Source organism: Micrococcus sp. HMSC067E09 (genome assembly GCF_001812555.1).
Classification (GTDB): Bacteria; Actinomycetota; Actinomycetes; order Actinomycetales; family Micrococcaceae; genus Micrococcus; species Micrococcus lylae.
Genome location: NZ_KV809406.1, coordinates 1 through 6,164, shown reverse-complemented (window position 1 = coordinate 6,164; position 6,164 = coordinate 1). Strand labels below are relative to the sequence as shown.

At 56.1% G+C, this 6,164-nt stretch carries 3 rRNA genes; all 3 read left to right on the top strand.

The window, feature by feature from the left end:
* The first annotated feature begins 645 nt into the window (after window positions 1-645).
* The 3 genes from HMPREF2863_RS00490 to rrf all read left to right on the top strand — a co-directional run bounded on the left by HMPREF2863_RS00490 (window position 646) and on the right by rrf (window position 5,989).
* Window positions 646-2,169, top strand: a 16S ribosomal RNA gene (locus HMPREF2863_RS00490).
* A 435-nt stretch (window positions 2,170-2,604) separates the two neighbouring features.
* A 23S ribosomal RNA gene (locus HMPREF2863_RS00485) occupies window positions 2,605-5,699 on the top strand.
* A 173-nt stretch (window positions 5,700-5,872) separates the two neighbouring features.
* A 5S ribosomal RNA gene (gene rrf, locus HMPREF2863_RS00480) occupies window positions 5,873-5,989 on the top strand.
* The 16S, 23S and 5S rRNA genes sit together here, the layout of an rRNA operon.
* Window positions 5,990-6,164: the final 175 nt, after the last annotated feature.

Genomic DNA, 6,164 nt, shown 5'->3' with positions numbered 1-6,164 from the left:
CCGATTTTGCGTGTGGGTGGGGATGTGTGTAGAGTTCTTTCTCGTGCTGAGGCGCGGAACGGATCAGTTCGCAGCGTCGGAGTGAGTACCACGGTTTCCGTAGAAAACACGAGAAACAAGCGGTTGTTTGCCGTGTTCACGTCAGCATCCCGGTCATTTCCTTGGGGAAGTGAAGGGGTATTCTTGAAGAGCTGATCGCCTGGTGTGTCAGTGCGGTTCGTGTCTGGGGTCGTGGAGGCCTTCTGGTGCGTGCCGGCTGGTGTGAGTCCTGGAGGATCCGGTTGGCAGTGTTGCTGCCAGCGGTTGGGTTTGACAGGGACCGGGTTGGTGGTGGTAAGGTTAATCCTTGTCTGCCACCGCCGGATGGTGAATGACTTGAGAACATCAAGTTGACACTCTCTGGTCGGTCGGCTAAGATGGAGAAGTTGCTCCGGAGCGAAGCGCCGCGATGGCGGGTCGAGCTGAGTGTCGGAAGCGCCTGTTGTTTGAGAACTCAATAGTGTGCCAAGTTTGTTGATGCCAATTATTTATTGATTGGTGGCTGTCGGCGGACGCACCCCCGTGTGTCTGTGTCGATGGCATGCCAGTGATTGAATTGACTGGTTGATGGTTTTTCCGGCTGTTGACTGGTTGTTCTGTAATTTTTTTACGGAGAGTTTGATCCTGGCTCAGGATGAACGCTGGCGGCGTGCTTAACACATGCAAGTCGAACGATGAAGCTCCAGCTTGCTGGGGTGGATTAGTGGCGAACGGGTGAGTAACACGTGAGTAACCTGCCCTTGACTCTGGGATAAGCCTTGGAAACGGGGTCTAATACCGGATAGGAGCATTCACCGCATGGTGGGTGTTGGAAAGAATTTCGGTCTTGGATGGACTCGCGGCCCATCAGCTTGTTGGTGAGGTAATGGCTCACCAAGGCGACGACGGGTAGCCGGCCTGAGAGGGTGACCGGCCACACTGGGACTGAGACACGGCCCAGACTCCTACGGGAGGCAGCAGTGGGGAATATTGCACAATGGGCGCAAGCCTGATGCAGCGACGCCGCGTGAGGGATGACGGCCTTCGGGTTGTAAACCTCTTTCAGTAGGGAAGAAGCGAAAGTGACGGTACCTGCAGAAGAAGCACCGGCTAACTACGTGCCAGCAGCCGCGGTAATACGTAGGGTGCGAGCGTTATCCGGAATTATTGGGCGTAAAGAGCTCGTAGGCGGTTTGTCGCGTCTGCCGTGAAAGTCCGGGGCTTAACTCCGGATCTGCGGTGGGTACGGGCAGACTAGAGTGCAGTAGGGGAGACTGGAATTCCTGGTGTAGCGGTGGAATGCGCAGATATCAGGAGGAACACCGATGGCGAAGGCAGGTCTCTGGGCTGTAACTGACGCTGAGGAGCGAAAGCATGGGGAGCGAACAGGATTAGATACCCTGGTAGTCCATGCCGTAAACGTTGGGCACTAGGTGTGGGGGCCATTCCACGGTTTCCGCGCCGTAGCTAACGCATTAAGTGCCCCGCCTGGGGAGTACGGCCGCAAGGCTAAAACTCAAAGGAATTGACGGGGGCCCGCACAAGCGGCGGAGCATGCGGATTAATTCGATGCAACGCGAAGAACCTTACCAAGGCTTGACATGTTCTCGTTCGCCGTAGAGATACGGTTTCCCCTTTGGGGCGGGTTCACAGGTGGTGCATGGTTGTCGTCAGCTCGTGTCGTGAGATGTTGGGTTAAGTCCCGCAACGAGCGCAACCCCTGTTCTATGTTGCCAGCACGTGATGGTGGGGACTCATGGGAGACTGCCGGGGTCAACTCGGAGGAAGGTGGGGACGACGTCAAATCATCATGCCCCTTATGTCTTGGGCTTCACGCATGCTACAATGGCCGGTACAATGGGTTGCGATACTGTGAGGTGGAGCTAATCCCAAAAAGCCGGTCTCAGTTCGGATTGGGGTCTGCAACTCGACCCCATGAAGTTGGAGTCGCTAGTAATCGCAGATCAGCAACGCTGCGGTGAATACGTTCCCGGGCCTTGTACACACCGCCCGTCAAGTCACGAAAGTCGGTAACACCCGAAGCCGGTGGCCTAACCCTTGTGGAAGGAGCCGTCGAAGGTGGGACTGGCGATTGGGACTAAGTCGTAACAAGGTAGCCGTACCGGAAGGTGCGGCTGGATCACCTCCTTTCTAAGGAGCATTTAGTGCCGATGGCATCACCGAGTGTGTGATGGTCGGTTGCTCATGGGTGGAACATCAATGAATGGTGCCAGTGGTGGTGCCGGCGTCTGGTGAGTACGCAGCTCTTGTGGGTTGTTGGAAAGCTGTGGGTGCTGGTGGTGCGTGCTGGTGTTGGCACACTGTTGGGTTTTGGGACAGCAGGCACATCCTGTGTGGGTGTGACGTTGTTTCCTGGTTGAGTCTTCGCATGGTGAAGCATCGACTATGTGTTGGTGTGGGGCTGTGTGGGGGTTGTTGTTTGAGAACTGCATAGTGGACGCGAGCATCTTATTTTTGTTGCTGCATCGTTGATCTGAGTGCCCCCACGTTGTGTGGGGTGTTTGGTGAGGTGTGGTGATGCCGAGAATGATGTCATCTTATGCTCATTTTTTGGACTTCTAGTGTTTGGAAGTTTCTAAGGGCGCATGGTGGATGCCTTGGCAACAGGAGCCGAAGAAGGACGTGGGAATCTGCGATAAGCCTGGTGGAGTCGATAACCGGACGTTGAGACCAGGATTTCCGAATGGGGAAACCCCGCACGACGTGTCGTGTGACCACCGGTTGAACACATAGGCCGGTTGGGGGGAACGTGGGGAAGTGAAACATCTCAGTACCCACAGGAAGAGAAAACAAAAGTGATTCCGTGAGTAGTGGCGAGCGAAAGCGGATGGGGCTAAACCGTATGTGTGTGATACCCGGCAGGGGTTGCATGTGCGGTGTTGTGGGCCTGCTCTTGGCGTGTCTGCCGGCACGTCGCGGTGAGGTGCGGGCGTATAGACGAACGATCTTGGATGGTCGACCGTAGAGGGTGACAGTCCCGTAGTTGTAATGCGTTCCGCCGCTGTTGAGTGGTTGCCCGAGTAGGACGGGGCTCGAGGAATCCCGTGTGAATCTGCCAGGACCACCTGGTAAGCCTGAATACTACCTGTTGACCGATAGTGAATCAGTACCGTGAGGGAATGGTGAAAAGTACCCCGGGAGGGGAGTGAAATAGTACCTGAAACCATGTGCCTACAAACCGTTGGAGCCTGCGTGTTCAGGTGACAGCGTGCCTTTTGAAGAATGAGCCTGCGAGTTAGTGATACGTGGCGAGGTTAACCCGTGTGGGGTAGCCGTAGCGAAAGCGAGTCTGAATAGGGCGTTGAGTCGCGTGTCCTAGACCCGAAGCGGAGTGATCTACCCATGGCCAGGTTGAAGCGCGTGTAAGAGCGCGTGGAGGACCGAACCCACTTCAGTTGAAAATGGAGGGGATGAGCTGTGGGTAGGGGTGAAAGGCCAATCAAACTCCGTGATAGCTGGTTCTCCCCGAAATGCATTTAGGTGCAGCGTCACGTGTTTCTTCCCGGAGGTAGAGCTACTGGATGGACGATGGGCCCTACAAGGTTACTGACTTCAGCCAAACTCCGAATGCCGGGTAAGTGAGAGCGTGGCAGTGAGACTGTGGGGGATAAGCTTCATAGTCGAGAGGGAAACAGCCCAGACCACCGGTTAAGGCCCCTAAGCGTGTGCTAAGTGGGAAAGGATGTGGAGTTGCTGAGACAACCAGGAGGTTGGCTTAGAAGCAGCCACCCTTGAAAGAGTGCGTAATAGCTCACTGGTCAAGTGATTCCGCGCCGACAATGTAGCGGGGCTCAAGTACACCGCCGAAGCCGTGGCGTTCAGTCTTTCTGGACGGGTAGGGGAGCGTCGTGCACGAGGTGAAGCCAGCGGGTAACTTCTGGTGGATTGTGCACGAGTGAGAATGCAGGCATGAGTAGCGAAAGACGGGTGAGAAACCCGTCCGCCGGATGACTAAGGGTTCCAGGGTCAAGCTAATCTTCCCTGGGTGAGTCGGGACCTAAGGCGAGGCCGACAGGCGTAGTCGATGGACAACGGGTTGATATTCCCGTACCGGTGAAGGACCGTCCATGCTGATTCGGTGATACTAACCGCCCGAAGCATCCTCGACCTTGTTCTTTGAGCAGGGCGTGTGGTGTGGAGCGCGGGACCTGAACCGAGGAGGCAAGCGCATTAACAGGTGTGACGCAGGAAGGTAGCCGGGCCAGGCAATGGAATCGACCTGGTCTAAGGGTGTAGGGCTGCCGGTAGGTAAATCCGCCGGTTGTGTGCCTGAGACCTGATGGGCGCCCACCATGTGGGTGATCCGGTGATCCTATGCTGCCTAGAAAAGCATCGGCGTGAGGTTCTAGCCGCCCGTACCCGAAACCGACACAGGTAGTCAGGTAGAGAATACTAAGGCGATCGAGAGAATCATGGTTAAGGAACTCGGCAAAATGCCCCCGTAACTTCGGGAGAAGGGGGGCCCTGACCTTGAGCACCACGTGCTGGTGTGAGGGGGTAGGGGCCGCAGAGACCAGGGGGAAGCGACTGTTTATCAAAAACACAGGTCCGTGCGAAGTCGTAAGACGATGTATACGGACTGACTCCTGCCCGGTGCTGGAAGGTTAAGAGGACCCGTTAGCTTCGGCGAAGCGGAGAATTTAAGCCCCAGTAAACGGCGGTGGTAACTATAACCATCCTAAGGTAGCGAAATTCCTTGTCGGGTAAGTTCCGACCTGCACGAATGGAGTAACGACTTCCCCGCTGTCTCAACCGTGAACTCGGCGAAATTGCATTACGAGTAAAGATGCTCGTTACGCGCAGAAGGACGGAAAGACCCCGTGACCTTTACTATAGTTTGGTATTGGTGTTCGGTGTTGCTTGTGTAGGATAGGTGGGAGACTGTGAAGCCGGCACGCCAGTGTTGGTGGAGTCATCGTTGAAATACCACTCTGGTAACTCTGGATATCTAACTTCGGCCCGTGATCCGGGTCAGGGACAGTGCCTGATGGGTAGTTTAACTGGGGCGGTTGCCTCCCAAATGGTAACGGAGGCGCCCAAAGGTTCCCTCAGCCTGGTTGGCAATCAGGTGTTGAGTGCAAGTGCACAAGGGGGCTTGACTGTGAGAGTGGCAGCTCGAGCAGGGACGAAAGTCGGGACTAGTGATCCGGCGGCTCGTTGTGGAACGGCCGTCGCTCAACGGATAAAAGGTACCTCGGGGATAACAGGCTGATCTTGCCCAAGAGTCCATATCGACGGCATGGTTTGGCACCTCGATGTCGGCTCGTCGCATCCTGGGGCTGGAGTTGGTCCCAAGGGTTGGGCTGTTCGCCCATTAAAGCGGTACGCGAGCTGGGTTCAGAACGTCGTGAGACAGTTCGGTCCCTATCCTCTGCGCGCGTTGGAAATTTGAGAAGGTCTGTCCTTAGTACGAGAGGACCGGGACGGACGAACCTCTGGTATGTCAGTTGTACCGCCAGGTGCATGGCTGATTAGCTACGTTCGGGATGGATAACCGCTGAAAGCATCTAAGCGGGAAGCCGGCTTCGAGATGAGATTTCCTTGCCCCTTTGAGGGTGTGAGGCCCCCAGCTAGAACACTGGGTTGATAGGCTGGATGTGGAAGCACGGACTGACGACGTGTGGAGCTGACCAGTACTAATAGGCCGATGACTTACAAACACTTTTGTTGTGGTGTTCGCGTCCACTGTGCGGTTGTCTGATTGCAGCCTTGGGTGACTGTGGTGTATGGTTGCTTGAGCGTGTAAGTAAATATGTGTCGCGATGTGTTGTGACTTGTGAGTTTTACCCGCCCCCGTTCCGTTGTTTGGGTGTTGGGGGTGTGGTTCTAGGGTTACGGCGGTCATAGCGTGGGGGAAACGCCCGGTTCCATTCCGAACCCGGAAGCTAAGGCCCACAGCGCCGATGGTACTGCAACCGGGAGGTTGTGGGAGAGTAGGTCGCCGCCGGACATTCTTTGTGGGTTGAGGCCCCGTACCTGTGTGGTGCGGGGCCTCCCCTTTTTTTTGGGGGGCTTGGTTTTGTTGGTGCCGGGCCTGCCGTGTGGGTGCGGCGTTCGGGTGTGTGTGGGCGTGGTGTGTTGGTGCGCGGGGCCTTCTCTTGTCGGTGCCGGCTGGACCAGTGCCC